This is a genomic window from Serratia sp. 121840015-1 (assembly GCF_053627655.1).
Genome location: NZ_JBSEYF010000002.1, coordinates 33,071 through 52,042, shown reverse-complemented (window position 1 = coordinate 52,042; position 18,972 = coordinate 33,071). Strand labels below are relative to the sequence as shown.

General features: G+C 56.5%; 20 protein-coding genes and 1 tRNA gene. 6 read left to right on the top strand and 15 right to left on the bottom strand.

Features of this window, described 5'->3' with window-relative positions:
* The first annotated feature begins 42 nt into the window (after window positions 1-42).
* The 5 genes from ACUXAC_RS13590 (at window position 43) to ACUXAC_RS13570 (ending at window position 4,322) form a co-directional block, all read left to right on the top strand.
* Window positions 43-1,344, top strand: a complete 1,302-nt coding sequence (locus ACUXAC_RS13590) for an anaerobic C4-dicarboxylate transporter (protein WP_225529160.1) — start codon at window positions 43-45, stop codon at window positions 1,342-1,344.
* A 109-nt stretch (window positions 1,345-1,453) separates the two neighbouring features.
* Entirely contained in the window at window positions 1,454-1,777 is a 324-nt protein-coding gene (cutA, locus tag ACUXAC_RS13585) for a divalent cation tolerance protein CutA (protein WP_004929657.1), read from the top strand.
* Window positions 1,753-3,471 carry a protein-disulfide reductase DsbD gene (locus tag ACUXAC_RS13580; RefSeq protein WP_454266720.1) on the top strand — a complete coding sequence of 573 codons (1,719 nt, stop codon included), beginning with the start codon at window positions 1,753-1,755 and terminating at the stop codon, window positions 3,469-3,471. Before cutA ends, ACUXAC_RS13580 begins: the two co-directional genes overlap by 25 nt.
* 39 nt (window positions 3,472-3,510) lie before the next feature.
* Complete coding sequence (dicD, locus tag ACUXAC_RS13575; RefSeq protein WP_060440930.1) at window positions 3,511-4,086, top strand: division control transcriptional repressor DicD; 576 nt, start codon at window positions 3,511-3,513, stop codon at window positions 4,084-4,086.
* A gap of 160 nt (window positions 4,087-4,246) precedes the next feature.
* Window positions 4,247-4,322: transfer RNA gene (locus ACUXAC_RS13570), tRNA-Phe, on the top strand.
* A 616-nt stretch (window positions 4,323-4,938) separates the two neighbouring features.
* Here ACUXAC_RS13570 and ACUXAC_RS13565 read toward each other — a convergent pair.
* From ACUXAC_RS13565 to ACUXAC_RS13520, 10 genes are all read right to left on the bottom strand, one after another.
* A complete protein-coding gene (locus ACUXAC_RS13565) occupies window positions 4,939-5,223 on the bottom strand; it encodes a hypothetical protein (protein ID WP_141971536.1) in 285 nt (94 codons plus the stop codon).
* 137 nt (window positions 5,224-5,360) lie between these two features.
* Complete coding sequence (locus tag ACUXAC_RS13560; protein ID WP_225529162.1) at window positions 5,361-5,897, bottom strand: helix-turn-helix transcriptional regulator; 537 nt, start codon at window positions 5,895-5,897, stop codon at window positions 5,361-5,363.
* 250 nt (window positions 5,898-6,147) lie between these two features.
* Entirely contained in the window at window positions 6,148-6,960 is an 813-nt protein-coding gene (locus ACUXAC_RS13555) for a hypothetical protein (protein WP_225529163.1), read from the bottom strand.
* Window positions 6,961-7,129: 169 nt separating this feature from the next.
* Window positions 7,130-7,642, bottom strand: a complete 513-nt coding sequence (locus ACUXAC_RS13550; RefSeq protein WP_225529164.1) for a fimbrial protein — start codon at window positions 7,640-7,642, stop codon at window positions 7,130-7,132.
* A gap of 10 nt (window positions 7,643-7,652) precedes the next feature.
* Window positions 7,653-8,243, bottom strand: coding sequence for a fimbrial protein (locus tag ACUXAC_RS13545; protein WP_197834550.1), 591 nt, complete (start codon window positions 8,241-8,243; stop codon window positions 7,653-7,655).
* Window positions 8,236-8,850: a fimbrial protein gene (locus ACUXAC_RS13540; RefSeq protein WP_197834551.1), complete on the bottom strand. Its 615-nt coding sequence runs from the start codon at window positions 8,848-8,850 to the stop codon at window positions 8,236-8,238. The genes ACUXAC_RS13545 and ACUXAC_RS13540 overlap by 8 nt, the downstream gene beginning before the upstream one ends.
* A gap of 47 nt (window positions 8,851-8,897) precedes the next feature.
* On the bottom strand, window positions 8,898-9,647 hold the full coding sequence (locus ACUXAC_RS13535; protein ID WP_225529165.1) for a fimbria/pilus periplasmic chaperone: 750 nt from the start codon (window positions 9,645-9,647) through the stop codon (window positions 8,898-8,900).
* Window positions 9,648-9,677: 30 nt separating this feature from the next.
* Window positions 9,678-12,233 (bottom strand): outer membrane usher protein, encoded by a 2,556-nt coding sequence (locus ACUXAC_RS13530; RefSeq protein WP_308343531.1) that lies wholly within the window; start codon window positions 12,231-12,233, stop codon window positions 9,678-9,680.
* A 29-nt stretch (window positions 12,234-12,262) separates the two neighbouring features.
* Window positions 12,263-12,808, bottom strand: a complete 546-nt coding sequence (locus ACUXAC_RS13525) for a fimbrial protein (RefSeq protein WP_141971550.1) — start codon at window positions 12,806-12,808, stop codon at window positions 12,263-12,265.
* An 85-nt stretch (window positions 12,809-12,893) separates the two neighbouring features.
* Entirely contained in the window at window positions 12,894-13,454 is a 561-nt protein-coding gene (locus tag ACUXAC_RS13520) for a fimbrial protein (RefSeq protein ID WP_141971552.1), read from the bottom strand.
* Between the two features lie 424 nt (window positions 13,455-13,878).
* On the opposite strand from ACUXAC_RS13520, the gene ACUXAC_RS13515 reads away from it, so the two are divergent.
* Entirely contained in the window at window positions 13,879-14,622 is a 744-nt protein-coding gene (locus ACUXAC_RS13515) for a winged helix-turn-helix domain-containing protein (protein WP_141971554.1), read from the top strand.
* 83 nt (window positions 14,623-14,705) lie between these two features.
* Here the strand turns inward: ACUXAC_RS13515 and ACUXAC_RS13510 are convergent, their stop codons facing one another.
* The 5 genes from ACUXAC_RS13510 to ACUXAC_RS13490 all read right to left on the bottom strand — a co-directional run bounded on the left by ACUXAC_RS13510 (window position 14,706) and on the right by ACUXAC_RS13490 (window position 18,969).
* Complete coding sequence (locus tag ACUXAC_RS13510) at window positions 14,706-15,197, bottom strand: hypothetical protein (protein WP_141971556.1); 492 nt, start codon at window positions 15,195-15,197, stop codon at window positions 14,706-14,708.
* A complete protein-coding gene (locus ACUXAC_RS13505; protein ID WP_225529168.1) occupies window positions 15,178-15,912 on the bottom strand; it encodes a winged helix-turn-helix domain-containing protein in 735 nt (244 codons plus the stop codon). The genes ACUXAC_RS13510 and ACUXAC_RS13505 overlap by 20 nt, the downstream gene beginning before the upstream one ends.
* A gap of 328 nt (window positions 15,913-16,240) precedes the next feature.
* Window positions 16,241-16,861: a DUF2238 domain-containing protein gene (locus ACUXAC_RS13500; RefSeq protein ID WP_225529169.1), complete on the bottom strand. Its 621-nt coding sequence runs from the start codon at window positions 16,859-16,861 to the stop codon at window positions 16,241-16,243.
* A gap of 121 nt (window positions 16,862-16,982) precedes the next feature.
* Entirely contained in the window at window positions 16,983-18,047 is a 1,065-nt protein-coding gene (gene yncE / locus ACUXAC_RS13495; protein WP_060425210.1) for a 7-bladed beta-propeller protein YncE, read from the bottom strand.
* 61 nt (window positions 18,048-18,108) lie between these two features.
* The gene (locus tag ACUXAC_RS13490) at window positions 18,109-18,969 is read right to left on the bottom strand and encodes an isochorismatase (protein WP_004930014.1); all 861 of its coding nucleotides are present in this window, start codon (window positions 18,967-18,969) and stop codon (window positions 18,109-18,111) included.
* Window positions 18,970-18,972: the final 3 nt, after the last annotated feature.

Here is an 18,972-nt window from a genome sequence, read left to right as displayed (position 1 = left end):
ACGTTTGATTTTCAATTTCTCTCATTTTAAGGAGTAAACACTATGCTAGCCTTGGAATTGGTTATCGTTCTGCTGGCCATCTTTTTAGGGGCCAGGTTGGGCGGTATCGGTATCGGGTTCGCGGGGGGATTGGGCGTTCTGGTCCTGGCGCTGATCGGCGTCAAGCCGGGCAGCATTCCCTTCGACGTGATTTCCATCATCATGGCGGTGATCGCGGCGATCTCCGCGATGCAGGTCGCCGGGGGGATGGACTATCTGGTGCAGCAGACCGAAAAGCTGCTGCGCAAGAACCCCAAGCACATCACCATTCTCGCCCCTATCGTCACCTACTTCCTGACCATCTTCGCCGGCACCGGCAACATCTCGCTCTCGGCGCTGCCGGTGATCGCCGAAGTGGCGAAAGAACAGGGCATCAAGCCTTGCCGGCCGCTGTCCACCGCCGTGGTGTCCGCCCAGATCGCCATCACCGCCTCGCCGATCTCCGCCGCGGTGGTGTACATGTCTTCGGTGATGGAAGGCCACGGCGTCAGCTACCTGCACCTGCTGATGGTGGTGATCCCGTCCACCTTCTGCGCCGTGCTGGTGATGTCGCTGCTGGTGACCTGGCTGTTCGACTCCAAGCTGTCTAACGATCCGGTGTACCTGAAACGCCTGGAAGAAGGCCTGATCACCCTGCGCGGCAACAACGCGCTGGAGATCAAACCGCGCGCCAAAGCCTCGGTGCTGCTGTTCCTGCTGGGCGTGCTGTGCGTTGTCGCCTATGCCATCATCAACAGCCCGGGCTTGGGCCTGGTGGCCAAGCCGCTGATGAACACCACCAACGCCATCCTGATCATCATGCTGAGCGTCGCCACGCTGACCACCCTGCTGTGCCGCGTCGACACCGACATGGTGCTGAACTCCAGCACCTTCAAGGCCGGCATGAGCGCCTGTATTTGTATCCTCGGCGTCGCCTGGCTGGGCGATACCTTCGTGCAGGCCAACATCGACTGGATCAAAGAGACGGCCGGCAGCGTCATTCAGGCGCACCCGTGGCTGCTGGCGGTGATCTTCTTCTTCTGCTCGGCGCTGCTGTACTCGCAGGCCGCTACCGCCAAGGCGCTGATGCCAATGGCGCTGGCGCTGAACGTATCGCCGCTGACCGCCGTCGCCTCCTTCGCCGCCGTCTCCGGCCTGTTCATCCTGCCGACCTACCCAACGCTGGTCGCCGCGGTGCAGATGGACGACACCGGCACCACGCGCATCGGCCGCTTCGTGTTCAACCATCCGTTCTTCATTCCCGGCACCATGGGCGTGATCTTCGCGGTGGTATTCGGCTTCCTGCTCGGCAGCGTCATGCTGTAAGGCTTCGACCGGGGCTGCGGCCCCGGTTTTCCTTTTGGCGATAAACTCGCCTTCTAGCCAATCCGCCTTCAGGGTATAGTGCCCATTCGAATCGATGAGAGGGCTGAAGATGTCTGATTGCGAAGCTGTCGTCATACTCTGTACCGCACCCGATGAAGCCAGCGCCCAGGAACTGGCGGCGCGGGTCTTGGGCGATAAGCTGGCGGCCTGCGCCACACTGCTGCCCGGCGCCACCTCGCTGTATTACTGGGAAGGGAAACTGGAACAGGAATACGAAGTGCAGATGCTGTTCAAAAGCGATCGCCGCCGTCAGCAGGCCCTGCTCGACACCCTGAAACAACATCACCCCTACCAGACGCCCGAGTTGCTGGTCTTGCCGGTGATGGCCGGAGATAAAGACTACCTGTTATGGATCAACGCCTCCTTAAACTGATTTTGCTGCTGTGCAGCCTGTTCTTCCTGCCGCAGGCGGCGCAGGCTTCGCTGTTCGCGCCGAAAGGCGGCAGCCAGTTCGTGCCTGTCGATCAGGCCTTCGCCTTCGATTTCAAACAGCAAGGCAGCCAGGTAACGCTGAACTGGCAGATCCGCCCCGGCTACTACCTGTATCGCCAGCAGATCAAACTGGTGCCGCAGCAGGCGACGCTCGGCGCATTTACCCTGCCCGAAGGGGTGAGCCACAAGGACGAGTTCTTCGGCGAAGTGGCGATTTTCAAACAGCAGCTGAATCTGCAGGTGCCGCTGCAACAGGCGGCGGCCAACGCCAGCCTCAGCGTCACCTATCAGGGCTGTGCCGAGGCCGGCTTCTGCTATCCACCGGAAACCCGAACCATCCCGCTGGACGCGGTCAGCGCCACCGCAGCCGCGCCGCTCTCGGCCGCTGCACCAGTTGAAGCCCCCGCCGCACCGGCCAGCCTGCCGTTCTCGCCGCTGTGGGCATTGCTGATCGGCATCGGCATCGCCTTCACCCCGTGCGTACTGCCGATGTATCCGCTGATCTCCGGCATCATCCTCGGCCGCGACCAGCCGCAAAACAGCGGCCGCATTCTGGCGCTGGCGGTGGTTTACGTGCAGGGCATGGCGCTCACCTACACCTTGCTGGGCTTGGTGGTGGCCGCCGCCGGATTGCAGTTCCAGGCGGCGCTGCAGCATCCTTACGTCCTGATTGGCCTGTCGGTGCTGTTCATCGCGCTGGCGCTGTCGATGTTCGGCCTCTATTCCCTGCAGCTGCCCTCGGCGCTGCAAACCCGGCTGGCGAACTGGAGCAACACCCAGCGCGGCGGCTCACTGACCGGCGTGTTCCTGATGGGCGCCCTGGCCGGGCTGATCTGTTCCCCCTGCACCACCGCGCCGCTCAGCGCCATCCTGCTGTATATCGCCCAGAGCGGTAATCTGTGGGCCGGCGGCGGCACGCTGTACCTGTACGCGCTGGGAATGGGCATTCCGCTGGTGATCGTCACCCTGTTCGGCAACCGCCTGCTGCCGCGCAGCGGCCCGTGGATGCAGTACGTGAAAGAGGCCTTCGGCTTCGTCATTCTGGCGCTACCGGTGTTCCTGCTGGAGCGGGTGATCGGCGACCTGTGGGGCCTGCGCCTGTGGAGCCTGCTCGGCCTGGCATTCTTCGGCTGGGCCTTCGCCCTGAGCCTGAGAAGTGCGCGCGGCTGGGCACGCGCCCTGCAGCTTCTGCTGCTGGCGGCGGCGGTGATCGCCGCGCGGCCGCTGCAGGACTGGGCCTTCGGCGCCGATCAGGCGCAGCAGGCGGCTCAGCCGCACCTGACGTTTACCCGTATCAACAACGTCGAGCAGTTAGATCTGGCGCTGCAACAGGCGCGCGGCAAGCCGGTGATGCTGGACCTGTACGCCGACTGGTGCGTAGCCTGTAAAGAGTTCGAGAAATATACCTTCAGCGATGCGGCGGTGCAGGCGAGCCTGGCCAACGCGGTGCTGCTGCAGGCGGACGTCACCGCCAACGGTGCGGAACAGGCGGCGCTGCTGAAGCATCTGCAGGTGCTGGGGTTGCCGACGATCCTGTTCTTCGATCCGGCCGGCCAGGAGCTGACGGCCCAGCGGGTCACCGGTTTTATGAAGGCGGAAGCCTTCAACGCGCATTTGCAGAAAGTGATGCGATAAATGACACTGAAGATCGGAAGCGAATGGGAGGAAGCACAAGTGCAACGTGAACACGTCCTTGATACCGCGCTGGGCCTGTTGGAACAACAGGGCCTGGCGACCGCCACATTAGAGATGCTGGCGGAAAAACTCGACGTTCAGCCCGGCGATCTCAAACGGTTCTGGCCGGATCGCGAAGCGCTGCTGTACGACTGCCTGCGCTACCACGGCCAACAGATTGACACCTGGCGCCGCCAGTTGCTGCTGGACGAAAACCTGAGCCCGCAGCAAAAGCTGCTGGCGCGCTATGACGTGCTGGCGGAATACGTGCAGCAAGACCGCTACCCCGGCTGCCTGTTTATCGCCGCCTGCAGCTTCTTCCCGGAAACGGATCACCCGATCCACCAGTTGGCGGAGCAGCAAAAGCTGACCTCGCTGGAGCTGACCCGCGAACTGCTGCGCGACATGGACGCCGACGATGCCGACATGGTGGCGCAGCAAATGGAATTGATTCAGGAAGGCTGCCTGAGCAAACTGCTGATAAAACGCCAGCTCCAGGACGTATCGGTCGCCAAACGGCTGGCGGAAGACATCTTGCAGGTGGCACAGTGCCGCCGCAACGGGGCGCTGAGCTGAGCGAGCCGCGCTTACGGCGCTGATAGCCCAAGGCGATAGCCGGAACAGGCGCATTTTTTGCGCCCTTTGCCTGAAAAGCCAGCAACCGGAGGCATTTTAACGTCTTTCACGCATAAAGCCGTTGACGACTATCAGCCAATACGGTTTAATGCTGCCCGTTGCCCGGATAGCTCAGTCGGTAGAGCAGGGGATTGAAAATCCCCGTGTCCTTGGTTCGATTCCGAGTCCGGGCACCACTATTTAGAGAACCCAGCCTATGGCTGGGTTTTTGCTTTTCAGGGACTGGACTCTCCATCGAACTGCGTTCGATTATTCGGCCAAAGGCCTCACCCTGCGGGCCAGCGATACATGACGAATGCTTCCTTGTCTGCTTAAGGTGTCCTCTCAGAGACGTTGGCTCCAGGGTAACCGGATTACCGTATTCTTGGCATTAAGCGTGAAAATGGCGATGCCAGGCGAGCAATACCCAATTTCGTTGAGGCGGGCACTACTCTCTGGTAAAAACGCTACGCCATACAATGCCGAAGCAGCGTCAATGATGACGCCATGATGCCAACCGACGGGAAGAATGGCCGAGTCCTTGAATAGATAACTGCCTTTTCTTCATCCGCTGCGCATGTTTGTAGAATGAATAGATGCTTAAACAGAACAAGAATATCGCGAAATAAAACAAATCCACTTAACCTTTCCCTTGGTGTAGATAATACCCAACGTAAATTACGTACAGCTACCATCACTGCCAACGATAATAATTCACCGAACTTATATTTTGAGTCGGAACAACAGGATATTTAATCAATAGCCACAAAAAAAGCAGGGAGGATAACCCTGCTTGTCATTTAAAAATAAATATTACTGGCATAGCGGCGAGTATTTTTTCATAAACGGCGATTCACAGATCGCATTCATTACTTCGCCTTTATCTTTTTCTTTAGGCTTGGCGCCTGTGTTGGTGTTGCCCGCACATTGCCCACCCTTTTTCCCCTGACCATTGATGCATTGGCCAAAATCGCTATTGCCGGCGCCGCTGGCGTTGCCATTATTACCCTGCACGCTCTGATTGCCATTAAAACCGGCATGAGCATAAGACGCCATCATGATGCAGGCGCCGAGAAGCAAAGCTGTCGTCTTTTTCATAACTTTCCCTTTTTGTTATTTAATAAATGAATAAAACAAGAATTAATATTCCCCTGATAAATTTTAATCATAATCCACTATCCTTTAGCGCTCTAAAGATAACAGATGGGAATAATTAAAATTATCCCCCATCACGGTTAGGAATACTCTGCCTCTGGCGATAGTAACCAATACATAAAATCATGGCTGCGGTTTAACATCAGCTTACCCATTACCGAACGTTTATGGCTGTGCACCGTTTTAACGCTCACCCCCATTATTCTGGCGGTTTGCGATTGATCCAACCCACGCCGCATATAGCCGATAACCTGCCGCTCACGGGGGGTCAGCGCCTGACCGGAAAAATGGCATACCGGGCCGGGATTGGCCAGGGCATCGGTCAGCAGCGTAAACAGGTATTGCTGATCGTCAGTGCGGTACAACACCCGGCTTGTACGCCTGGCGACAAGGGTCTGCCTTTCTTTAATGGTGACGACGTGTGCCTTTGAATAGGTAGCCCAGCACCGGGTGCGCCGGATCTGCGAGGTCAACACGATGTCAGGCCACTCATCACTGCCTGGCGGCAGGAAATGCGCGACTTTATTATACTGCTGCGCATATCTCGCAATGCTTAACCGCAAGCCGGCGGCAAAATAGCGGTTTTCGTCATCAATCACAATATTGATTGGTTTCATTGTCTGAGCCTCCTGTAGGCCTATTTCCCCTTATTTGCCAAACGAGAAACCATTCCTGATAAACAGCCCGGTAAATTTTGCCCCTACCGTTATTCATTTTACGCAGCCTTCCGCTAAAAATACTTTCAGCGGAAGGACCAAGAATAACAGCGCCTAATGAAACGTCTCGCTGAAAATCGCATTCCTAACGGGGTAACACATTCATAACGCCCGCTCCCATTAAAAATGGGGGCTGGCCGTTTAGTCACTGTTATATGATTTCTACTATCGCTACCACAGGCACAGAAAACGGGCCGGTATGCGACGTATTATTATTCCTGAGATCACCGTCGATAAAGATTTCTCTATTGCCGCCAGGCACTTTTATATAATCCTCGCCCACGCCGGTGATCAGGTCTCTAAACTTCAGGCTGGCGGTCATCCGCCCGTCCTGGCTTAACGACATGTTGGTGACATTGGAATTAAACTTAACGCGTAAGTAAGCCTCGCTGGCACAATTTACCTTAATGCTTCCCGTGGCCTGCCGGGCCGTAACGTCGCTGCTGAATGAGCCAAAGTCAACGATGGCATTCGTGTCAAGAATATCGCAGCTGTTCGTCCTGGGTATCTCTGGGGAACAGCCGAAAGGGCCACTCCATTTACCGTTAATTGACACACCGAAGCAGAGTCTAAGAGGCCAGTTGTTAATCTGATTTATATCTCTGGCCGAGTTCGTTCCATTGCGCCCTAAATACCTGACTAACGGCGCAAGCTCCCCCATGGTTTTGGCCGTTTTCGTGCTGGTCTTGCAATCCGCCGTGTTGCAGCTGCTGTTGGTCTCAACCAATGCCACACCTACACGTGGGGAGCTCGATAAGGTCATTACCACAGATAAATTGCAGTCTCTTTGCCCATAACATGGGTTGGGTTCCTGCGACTCCGGTAAAATACGGAGAAATGTAAAAGAGAGGAAAGCATTGTAAGGGGTTATATACTCTATACGAGGAATAGCCTCAAAATTAGCGGAGCTGGCCACATTCGTGCCGCCGAAAAATACGATTAACACTAAAAAAATCTTTTTCATCTGGTTACCCTGCCGGCAAAATGAATTATCCGACCTCGCCAATGGCGAAAATATTCCGCCGGTTAAGTGCCGTCGGTGCGCCTCTTTCCACCGAGTTTATAACGCGGCGGCTTTATTGCTGCTGCAGCCCGGCACCGGAGCAGTGCAGCTTCGGTGCCGGTCTAACGCTTTACTCATACATAGCGGTCATGGTCGCCGTGGCGTTGAAACTCCCCTCGGGTAAACCCGCGCTAGGTTTGCCGATCGGTACAGCGTAAAGCTTGGTCGGGTTATTTATATCAGCGATTGTCAGCTTGCTTTTAGGCACATAGGTGGTATCTCCGGTGCCCTGAACAACACGTAACCCAAAATTATTAAACTGCGGGGTAGGTTGGGCTTGGATCGCGTTGTAGTCGCCCCATGGTACGGTCGTATATTCCAGCATTACCTTAAGCTGGCCACTATTTGGCGAACCGCCGGAGCAGGAAATGGTGTAGGGGATCTCCATTTTTTTGTAGCCGACGCCATCCACTTTATTGCTCACCACTTCCGCAAAATCAACGCTGATATCTTTACCCGTGTTGAGGACGCAGTCGGGTGCCGCCACCAGCTTCCCGGTAAAGTTCACATTTATCGCCTGCGCCGCGCCGCTGGTCAGCAACCCCATGCAGGCCAAGGCGACCAGCCCTGGAATATATTTCATCTTCATCTCCTTATTGAACCTCGACTAATAATGTGGCGGAACTGGAAAAATCCCCGCCACTCAACCTGGCGCCGCCGCGTTTGACCGGTATGGCATAGAGCAGTGGATAATTGGGATAAAAAAAGTTATGCCACTCGTTCAGCTTTAGCTGCTGGCCATTTTCGAACAGCAGCTTGATCGCCAAATCGTCCTTCTCGCGGGTACGCAGTAAACCGACGCCAAAATTTGAGTTCTCGCCCTGCAATGACACTTTCATATTTCCGTTCGAGCCGGAGGTATCGCCGCTGCAGCTCACGCTATAGGGGATCTTTTTCTTGCCGTAGTTAACGCCGTCAATGTCTGCGATATTCAGTTCGCCGAAGGGCACATCGATGTCATTGCCGCCGTTGATTTCACACTTTGGTTTCGCGAGCACTTCGCCTTTCACCGTGACATTCACCGTCGCAGCCTGCGCCAGCTGGCCAAAACTCAGCACCGCCAGCAGGGTGAGCGCCGAAGCGGCAGCGGTGCTGGCCGCCAGCGCGCAGCCCAGAAGGAGATATTCGCCGCCGATGGCCAGCGTGCGTCGCCCTGTATCGCCCATACCATCCACCTCAGTCATAGTTCAGCCGGAAATCGATCGCCGCGCGGTAGGCACCCGCCAACAGCGGCGCACGCGTACGCTCCGCCATCACATAAAACTGCAGCCCGTTATCGCCCAGCGCCAACAGCTGCGGCCGGCTGCGGCTGCCCAGCCGCACATCGCGGTTATCCGCATCCAACAGCCGCAACCCCAGGCCTTCGGCGCCCTGCACCTGCACCAGCTGCGGGTTATCCGCATCGGCCGGGGCGGTGAAGCTCACCGTTACTGCCGGCTGGTAGGCATCCCACAGCCGGTAACCGAGGCGAGTGTCTCTGATGGCTGCCCCCATGCGCGTGCAGTCGCGCAACCGCAGTTGGAAGGCCACTGGCTGCGTGCGGTTGCCGGGCACTGCCAAGCTGCTCGTAGTGGTTTCACCCAGCCAGATATCCTGGTAGGCCGAAGACATCTCCAGCAGGCAGGCGCCTTCGGTCAGCGCGCCATGCACAAACAACATGCCGTGGTTACCAGGCTCTGCCCGGCTCCCCTGGCTCGTCAGCAAAACCAGCGCCAATAACGCCGTCTGGCCTGCCCGTCGCGTTAAAGCGTCTCTTCCCTGGCTATTGCAGCCGTTATCGATTCTTTGCATGAGTTTCCCTGCCGCTTCAACTGATGGAGCGCCGCTGCCGGCGCCGATTATCCTTGCTTCTCAGGCATCGCCTGACAATCGCCGGCGCCACACTTGAAGGTCAGATCCGGGCGGCCGCCGTAGTCATTGATATAAGTCAGCACCGGTGCATTGCCCAGGCCAGTGGCGCCTAACATGACGCTACCTTTCGGCGGCACCATCAGCGGTTCAAAACCGGCGGCGGTTTTACCGCTCTTGCTGCTGCGGGCATCGACCAGCGTGATGTAATACGGGGTCGGGTTATTGGCTTTAAAGCCCGCGCCCTGGCGGGTCAGCGTCAGCTGTTCTTGCCATGGGTTGAACGCGGAGTTTTTGTTCGGCACGATCGCCGCCGGGCGGTAAAACAGCTTGATGCGGGTCTGCAGCGCGATCTGCAGCGTGTTGGCCTTGGTGCTCTTCGGCGGGATCTCGCGCAGATTGAAGTAGAACAGGCTCTCGCGATCCTGCGGCAGCGCCTTGGCGGCCGGCAGCGCCTGCACCTTGACCTGGCTTTGCGCGCCCGGCTCCACCCGCTGCACCGGCGGCAACACGATCAGCGGGCTGTTGATTTTTTCACCCTGCTCATTCTCCAGCCAGCCCTGGGCCAGATAAGGCAGCTGCGTGTTTTTATTGGTGATGTTCATGCTGACCGAGCTATCGCCGCCGTTTAAAATCACGCGGGTGCGATCCAGCGCGATGGCAGCCTGCGCCTGGCCGCTCAGCAAGGTGGTGGTCAGCAGGCCGGCTACCGACAGCGTTTTTACAGTGTTGTTTCGCATAATAAGCTTCCATTTGGTCAAAAATTGCATTTACGGATTTTCCGGGGCATCTGCCTGGCCTTCACTGCCTGCGGCCACGCGCCGGCACGGCAGCAGCAGATCGCTCAGAGCAACATCCGTGCGCAACGCCGGCAGATCGATTTCACATTGCGCCTTCCCTTCCCAATGCACCGTCATTTGTTCACCGGCGCGGATACCGCTGAGGTAAACGCTGCCGCCGTCATTCACAATCCCGGTTTGCTGCCTGCGGCGGTTGAACACCTCGGCGCCAAACGGCGGTGTGCTGCCGTCCGCCAGGCGGATCATCGCCATGGCTTTCTGGCCGGAAATCACGTTGAAGCGCCGGTAGCCAATCGCCCCTTCGGTGAGCGTCGCCTGCACCACCGACTGCGTCGCTTCAGCCTCGTCCGATAAGTTGGTCAGATCGATGCTCGCCCGGCTGCGGTAAAAGTTGCCGACGTCCGTCACCACCGCTTTGCCAAACATGTTGGTACGGCTCGTGGCGCCATAGCCGCGTACCGGTACCCCGGCCACGCCATCGGTGTCCAACAGCAGACGGGTGCCACCAAAGTTCCCACTGCGGTGCAGCGCCGCCCCCTGGGCGGTCAGCGTGGCGCCCCCTTGCAGACTCATGCCTAACGAGGAATACTGGCCGCTCTGATAACTCACGTTGGTATCGATACGCGCCGCGTCGCCGTCGTGGCTGTAAAACGCGCTGGCGGATTCACCGCTGCGCGAGGTGCCGGCAGTCAACTGGTAGTTGTTGTGTTCATCCAGCCGTTGGTAGTAACCCACCCGCTGGTTGTTATTGTTACGGTTCCACGAGCTGCTGTAGCTGAGGTTGGCATCCCCTCCCCACGGCACCGTCAGGCTCAGATACATACCGTCGTCGTTGGTCCCTCTGGACTTATTGCGATAGGCCGAGAGTGAGGCGCTCAGATTTTTCCACGCTCCCAGGTTGAAATAGCGCGACAGCGCCAGGCTGTAGCGTTCGTCGGTCGGCTTATCCCAGTAAGTCTGGTGGTCGTAGTTGAGATAGGTACTGATCCCCAGATCGCGGAACTGCTTGTTGAACGTAATGGTGTACATTTCCCGACTTTTGCCGTTCCGCAGGCCGTGATAGCGCGCGTCCAGGTATTCGCTCATGGTCATAAAATTTTCTTCCGAGAAGCGATAACCGGCGAAGGTGATTTGGCTGTCGTATTCATCAAAGCTTTTCGAATAGCTCAAGCGGTACGAGCCGCCTTTTTTGGTGCCGTCGTCGATCGGCAATCTGGCCCGCGAATACGTGGTATCAAACGACAGCGCGCCGAGCACCAGCAGATCGCGCCCCAGCCCCAGCGACAGCGCGTTATAATCGCCACCGGCGATGGCCCCGCCGTACAGCGACCAACCATTGCTGATCCCCCAGGAGAATTCACCAGCGGCGAAGGTTGGCCCTTGCACATGGTGCTCCCAGTTCGACGGCCGGCCGCCGGCAAACTTGAAGCGCACCATGCCGGGGCGCGTCAGGTAAGGAATGTTGGCGGTGTCCACCTGAAACTGCTGCACGCTGCCGTCTTGTTCCTCAACCTTGACGTCCAGCTTGCCCATCACCGAATCGCTCAGATCCTGGATGCGGAACGGCCCGGCGGCGACCTGCGCCTCATACAGCACGCGGCCCTGCTGGCTGATGGTGACTTTGGCGTTGGTTTTGGCGATGCCGGTCACCTCCGGCGCATAGCCGCGCAGGTTAGGCGGCAGCATGTTGTCGTCCGACACCAGGCTGAAGCCGGTAAAGCGGAAGCTGTCGAACAGGTTGCTCTGCAGCGAATCCTCCCCCAGCGCCAGGCGCGCGCCCCACTGCGGCAACGCGCGGAAAGCATAATAGCGGCTCCAGTCAAACGTTCTCTGGCTCGATTCCCCTGAGCCGGTCTGGTGATTGAGGCTGGTCTGCCAGTCGGCCCGCAGCCGCCAGGCTCCCAGGTTGGCACCCACCGCACCATTGCCGCCCAGGCGCTGCGTCTGGCCGCCACCGTTGCGGTTCTTCTGCACCTGGCCGTTCAGGTTGTAGTCCAGCAGCAGGCCGGGAATGCCGTTATCCCAGCGCGCCGGCGGATCCCAATCCGGTGTGGAGTACTCTAAATAGGCCTGGGGAATGTTCAGATACAGCGCCGACACCGCCAGATCGCCCCTGGCCTCAATGCCCTTGAGGCTGGTCAGATCCAGGCACTGCTCGTTATGCCACCAGCGCAGCTGCTTGAGAAACTCGGTTTTAAGGCCCAGTTTTTCAACCAGCTGCGGCGAGACGCAGGCCGCACTGCCATCGGGATCGTTTTCCGGCGGATAAAAAGCCACCGGCTGCTCATCCAATGACTGCTTGTTCACCAATACCGTCATGCTGTACTTGCCCGGCATAATGTAGGCGCCTTTGGAAAAGCGGCCGAGATCGATATTTTTACGATCGTTGATATCCAGGATGTCGGTGTTGAACTGAATTGCATCATCCGCCCGCCCCTGAAAGGCCAAGCCGCAGAGAGCCAGAGAAATACATATCCCTAATAAACTTAACGGGAGTGCCCCCGATTTAAATTTTCTCGCATCCATGATCCCGCCAACCTTTAACTTATTTATAATCAGTAGTAATCCAATTTAAAACGAATGGCGGAGCGGTAATCCCCTGCGCGCAATACCTGGCTGTTAGCCACCAGCTGCATTGAATAATTCAAGCGATAATCTTTTGTTAGGGTATTTTCTATTGACATCGGCACCCCAGGGTAAATATCCGCACCGATGCTATCGACAATGCGCAATGCAATACCGCGGGCGTCGCCGATGACGCCGAAGTTTTTTCCTTCTGCATTACCGTCAAATATCATGCGGAAATGCTGGCGTCCAGAATTAGCGGAATTATCACCCGACAACCCACAGTTCACTAATTTCAGCGTAAAGGGGCGGGTTAGCCCGTGCCCATCGCGGGAAATTTGTTCCACCGGCAAAGTTTTCATGTCGATGGTTTGATCACGGCTGGCCGACTCAAGGGCGCAGGCCGCGTTGACAATAGCGCCTTCCATATTGACTCTTCCCCAGCCAATAACCGAAGCCGTTGCCGGCATCGCCTGGGCCGTAAAAATCGCGACCAATAGGGAAGGCGCCACTACATTTTTGCCAATAAGGGCCATAGAGATTATCCCTTGCAAACAGGAATCCATTCTGGGGAAAAGCATGCGGGCTACCCCGCATGCTGGCATTATTCAGATAAAGCGCTTATTGATAGTTCAGCGCGAAGTTAACCACGCTAGTGAATGCACCCGGAACGATAGTATCCAAAGCGCCACCATTACCTTTCAGGAAGGCGGTGAATTTCAGGTCAGCTGTTTCCTGGCCTGCTTTAATACCCTGACCTGCGGTCGCCTTGCCCAACTCAATCACGGCATTACCGTTTTCGTCATCGGTCATAACGATACTCGCCCCTTTAGCAGTGCTGCCGCTGCCAAACCCGATCATTTTATTATCCGTGCCAGCCGCGCCGCCAGGCTGACCGGTGAAGGTGGTCTGCACTGTCTTCTGTGTGGCGCTGGTGCAGTCTTGCAGCTTAATGGTAACCGGCTGTTTTAATTGAGACTCACGGCCGTCCTTCAGGCTCAGGTTGGAGATCTGCCCCATTTTAATAGTTTGATCGATATCGCCCGGAGCGATAGAGCATGGCGCATCGATGATTTCACCGGTGAAAGTGACGGTACCGCTACCCTGATTCGCAGCCTGGGCCATCATAGAAGAAGCGCCGAAGGCCAATACCGCTGCAATCATAATTTTGTTCAGTTTCATAGAGATTCCTTACATTCCTTAGTAAGTAGTGGGAAGAATTAAATCCTTAAGTCACGCATGCAATGCGGCAGCTTTATTCCTGAGATTCCTGCGCATTGTCTCCGTGGCTAATACGCTGCGTTTCCGCGCCCCGTATCAGTGGAAACAAATTTACACTTAGCGCTCTCAACTTGAAACGTTATATCGCAAAATACAAAAAACACGGGATAATTATCGATAACATAATAATTAAATAGATTAAAATTCCGATAAATAGAATTTAATTATCAATATTTATATTAAAAAACTTGTAAGCAGATAAACATTTCATTTCAATTATACGAATAAAGAGAAAAATCCTATTGCCCTGCAGCCCAAGGGATTGAAAAAAATAAAAAGAGGTCTCAGAATAATCTCTCGACAGGAAAGTTGACGGGTAAATAAAATGATTTTCATTATAAATGAGAGCATCCTCTATAATGAGGAGGAAGGCACATTGATGCATGTCGATAATGCCAGCAATAAAATAGCTTTACTGAAGCCAACCAGCAGACTGCTTTCGTTGTTCATCAAGAATAATAACAAGCTGTTGTTGCGAGAGAGGTTACTTAATGATGTTTGGGTCGATCATGGGCTGAAAGCCTCCAACAATAATTTAAACAATTACGTTTCCGGGTTACGTAAATCACTGGCGCAGTTTGGCGCCGAGGAGATTATCGTCACTTATCCCCGCCAGGGGTTTAAATTCACCGCCAAAAGTATTCATGAAGCGAATGAAAATAAGGATGAGATATATAGAAAGGAACAACAACGGGAGGTGGAAATTGCTTCTACGCCGCCCCCCGGGAATTCTCCCCCCGGTATCCGACGGGCATTACAACGCTTAATAATGATTGCCGCTGCCTGTCTGGTGCCTTTTGCCATCATTGTGTTGTACCAAAACAGCACGCGCATCAGCGTTTATCCACTTGGGAATTACCAAAGCTGCCAGGTGTACAGCATGACTTTAGGTGGAGGCAGCTTGGAGAACATCAAGCAGGTGATACAACAGGCGGGCTTCAATTGCCGTACGCGGGCAGACGTCTATTATTACGCTAACATTCTTAATGAGAGCACTAACCAGGACGAGCAGCAGGTCACCTACTGCCCACGCTCCGGCAACAGCCCTTGCATAAAGATAACTATCTAGCCGGCAATCAACCTTAATCTTTTCGCTCTTGACACCCAGGGTCAGAGACAACATCGGCCCCCCGGTAATTCTGGGGGGGACCGTTATGCACCAGTCACGCAGACAAAAAGCGGCGAATGGTTATCAGTAAACAGATAGTGATGCGGATCGATACGCTCGATGCGCATATGCAACTGCTGCCCGGCGATAGGCAACCGGCGATTCATATCCTCGCGAACGATAGAGTCCTGCGGCTTGCGGGTATTTTTCGTTACCCACATGGTGTAGTTGCTGCCGCGACGCTGGTAACTCATTTCCACGGAGCGATCGACCACATAACGTGTATCACCATCAAAAAAACTGCCGCTCATCAACATAGTGAGCTGCCGCGCCCCCTCAGGCACTATGCTTACCAGCAGCACACGCTCCATCGCCGTATCTTTATCCTGATTATGCACCCGCATCGACGCCCGGCATTCCGGCACCTGCGGCATAGCAAACAGCACATAAGCGGCGACGCAACAGCAGGCCAGTGCCGCAAAGGCTAACAGCGCGTAACGGTAATGCCATATCCAGTTATTTTTCCAGACTTTCATAGTAGTTCTCGCATTGCGCTTTGCCCGCCGCCATCGCCGCCTGCGGACAATAAAAGAAGTAAGAAGATCGCACGCGTTCTGCGCTGCCGGGCACCACCGACTGGCTGTCGTAATAAAGCAGCGTCGCCGGCTCACTACAGTGAATATGGTTTCTTTTATCCAGCAACGTTTGTAAGTGCGTCAAATCCGCCTTACCGGAACCGGTCTTATGATAAGAAGCGATAAACTTCACTTCACAGCTGCCGATATTGCCAACGCTTACCGCGCTGAGCGGCGCATAGCCGGTGTCCTGCCAGGCCCATATGCCGCTGCCCACCGCCAACAGCAGCAAAGCGGCCAACCCGAAGCGCTTAAATCGCTGCGTTCGCCGCGGCCTGGTCGGCAAGGCGCTTTCTGCAGCCGCCGGGATCGGCATCTCCGGCAAACTCTCCGCCAGGCTGTCTGTCGTCTTCAACGAAGCGGCGGTAAACATGAATCCCTGGCGCGGCAGCGTGACGATAATGTCGTCCTCGCCCAAGGCGGCGAACATCTTGCGCAGGATGGAAATAGTGTTATTGAGGTTATTACCGGAGGCCACCTGGCCGTGCGCTTCCCATACCTGCGTCAGCAGGGTATCGCGGGAGACCACCAGATTATTGTTTCTGACCAACGTGGACAGCAGGCGGTTCAGCGTGGCGGTGAGCGTTTGAGGAGGTAGCTCAGCGTTTAGATCCACCAACTCTGATCTATCTTCATGATATTTAATCTTATTATTAATTATGTATCTCATTATTCCCCGCTCAAAAAACTAATTAATAATAATTAGCCCTTATTAAACATGAGAATAGTAGCACACGGCATGAGTTAAGAAAATTCCTAGAAAAACACATAAAAAGCTAAATAAACATAAATATAGGAAATAACATTGTGCTGTATCACAGGGTGACAAATATTTAACTGATGATTGTCGATTTTTTATAATGTGGACATTAAAAATGCCGCCCGGCAAATACCGGGCAGCACGAGAAACTGTCACTTTTTACCCGACTCAACCGCCGCAGGGCTTACTCTTTTAAACGCCGCAGTTGCCGATCCTGCCAGCCACCGAATAGCCACTGGCCGGCTATCGCGCCGAGCAAGGCGCAGAACATATCGGACTGCGTGTCCCACGGATCCCCCTGGGTGCCGAGAAACTCGTCGGCGCCTTGGCCCAGCGCCAGCGCCGCCCACCACTCGATCAGCTCATACACGGCGCTGATGGCCAGCGCGATGCAGCACACCACAAAGCCCAGCATCTTGCGCCCCTGCACATAGCCGCCGCGCAGCAGGATTTCGCGCGCCACCAGCGCCGGCACCAGCCCCTGGAAGAAATGCCCCAGTTTGTCGTACGGGTTGCGGCCAAGATCCAGCCACTGCTGCACCTCAAACCCCAGCGGCACGCGGGCGTAACTGTACATGCCGCCGAAAATCAGGATCAGCGCATGGAAGAAAATCAGCGTATAGAGCAGCGGCGTCAGCGGATAACGGCGATGGGTCAGCCACAGCAGCGGCAAGGCGATCAATACCGGCGCCACCTCCATCAGCCAGGTGGTGCGATCGTAAGGGTGGATGCCGCTGTGGATCAGCGCGGCCAGCAGCAGCAGGGTGATAACGAACAACAACAGCGGGGTGCGCGAGGCGGGCATAACCAACGTTCCTTCGGGTTAACGGATCAATGCACACTTTATACCGCAGATCCTGGGGCGAAAAAAAACAGGCGGAGCGTCGCCGCTTCGCCTGTTCGGTGTGCGCTTACCCTGAGCGGGATTATTTCAGCGCTACGCGGATCACGTCGTCCGGCGCGGTGGCTTCTTTCTCGCGGCTGGAAGCCTGCTTGACGCTGACGTACAGCGTCTGGCCGTCCGGCGACAGCGCCAGGCTGTTCGGATGGGTCGGCGTCTTGATGGTGTTCAGCACCTTGTAGCTCTTGGCGTCGATTACGCTCACTTCGCCCGCCTGGCGATGGGTGACGTAAACTTCATTGCGCGCCGGGTTGAACAGCACCGCCAGCGACTCCGGCACGTCGATCTTGCTCAGGATGTTGCCGTTGCGGGTATCCACCACCAGCACCTGCGGCTGCTTGGAATCGGTGATGAACGCACGATGGGTAGCGGTATCCAGACTGATGTTCAGGAAGAAGTGCTCTTTGGACTCATCCAGCTTCTTGCGCGACAGCACCTTGTTGGATTGGGTGTCGATGGTCACCAGCTCGCCGTCGGCGTTGGTGACGTACAGGCGCTTGGCGGCGGCGTCCAGCGCCAGGCCGGTGCCGTATTTGCCGGTGTCGGTCACGGTGGCGCGCAGGGTCAGATCCTTGCCGTCCACCACCCACACCACGCTGGATTCACCCAGCCCGGTGATGTACAGGGTATCGCTGTCGGCATCCGCCACCAGTTCGCGCGGCGCCAGCGGCTTGACGGTCTCGGAACGCTTGCGCGCGTCCAGCACCAGACGGCCTTTCACGTCGCCGGTCTTGGCGTCGATGGCGGTCACCGAGTTATTGACGGTGTTGCCGAAGAACAGCGTGCCGGTCTTGGCGTTGACGGCGGCGCCGAACGGTTTGATGTCGTTATGGATAATTTGGGTCACGTCCAGTGTGGTCGGATCCAGACGGTAAACGATGCCGCCCTTGTCCAGCTTGCGGCTCTGCGACGTCGCCAGGTAGAGCGCGTTCTCGCTCGGGCTGTAGGCCATTTCATAGGCGCCCTTGCCGACCGGTTTGCGCAGCACTTCCGGCGCGGTCTGCGCCAGCAACGAGTTGGAGAACAGCAGTGTGGACAGCAGCATCAGCGGGAATGCCGCACGTTTTCCCTTGGTGATCAAAGTATTCATCGAAATCTCCTTATAGAGCCAACGGGGCAGCCGAGCGGCCGCCCTCTCATCGTTATTAAAATCAGGCTTTCTCTTCGGAAAGCAGCGCCCACCAGCTGTCGATGGTCGGGTTGCGCGCCAGCGCGATAAAGTCGATGTCGCCGCGGATCTTGCGCCAGCGGGTCGCCAGCTCCATGATGCGCACCGAATCCAGACCGTAATCGATCAGGTTCTCATCGTTGCCCATGTCTTCGCTGTCTTCGTCCAGCAGCGGCAGGATCTGCTGACGCAGCGCGTCGATGCTGGCGATGCCGGCCGCCGGCAGCAGAGACGCGGTGGTCACCACCCGGCCGCAGCGGCCGGCGGTATAGCGCAGCGCCATCAGGTGTTCGTCGCGCGAGAAGTCCGCCAGGCCGTCGGCCACCATGAACGGCTGGATGTTGCGCATGAAGGCGTCGATGGCGGTGGTCAGGCAGCCGATGTGCGCATACACGCCGCAGATGATCAGCTGATCGCGGCCGGACTCCTGCAGGATCTCCTGCAGCGGCGAGCGGTGGAAGGCGCTGTAGCGCCATTTCACCAGCACCGTGTCGTCTTCGTCCGGCGCCAGCGCGGCGGTCACCGCCTGCTGCTCGGGGTGTTTGTTCAGGCCCGGCCCCCACATGTCGTTCAACAGCGCGCGGTCTTCATCGCTCTGCTGGTTCGGCTGCGCGGTATAGAACACCGGAATGCCCTGCTGTTTGCAGTAGCGGCGCAGGTTGGCGATGTTCTCCACCACCTGTTTAATCAGCGCGCTGTCTTCGCCCCAGAAATTGAGGAAATACTGCTGCATATCGTGGATCAGCAGCGCGGCGCGCTGCGGTTCTACCTGCCAGGTGACTTTATTTTGCGGCAGTTCGTCCGCCGTCGGCAGCGCGTAATCATTAAGTTTTGGAATGGCCATCGA